We start from the raw sequence: 361 nt of genomic DNA on the forward strand, positions 1-361 counted from the left end.
GGATGTTGCGGCGGTGTTGCCACCGTCCGAGTGCGAACCGTCGAAGGAAGTAGTGCGCGACGAGGGTGGCCCATGCGATCCACACCACGGCCGCGGGCAGTGAGCCTTGGCCACCGGCGACCGTGATTAGAACGACGATTCCGAAATGCGCGACGAACACCAACCACCACACGGTGGCAACGAAGGCGAACGCGCTACGGAACATGACCAGAGCCTAGAGCGCTCCTCCGACTCTTGTCAGGCGATGAACCGTTGACGCAGTGCAGTCAGGTCGGAAACGAAGCCGGAGCGGTCGGCTGTGAAGCGATCCGGCAACGTGCGGCGGTCCGATTCCTGAACCGTCACGTACCGCAGAGTCTCC

1 protein-coding gene is annotated in these 361 nt (G+C 63.2%); it reads right to left on the reverse strand.

The genetic code is table 11. The annotated features are described in order from the left end of the window. A partial coding sequence (locus ACZ2V4_RS11690) for a hypothetical protein (RefSeq protein ID WP_490514947.1) occupies positions 1-205 on the reverse strand: 205 nt, incomplete at its 3' end. Positions 206-361 lie beyond the last annotated feature (156 nt).

The organism is Macrococcus sp. CoH-51_TC_04 (genome assembly GCF_058188655.1).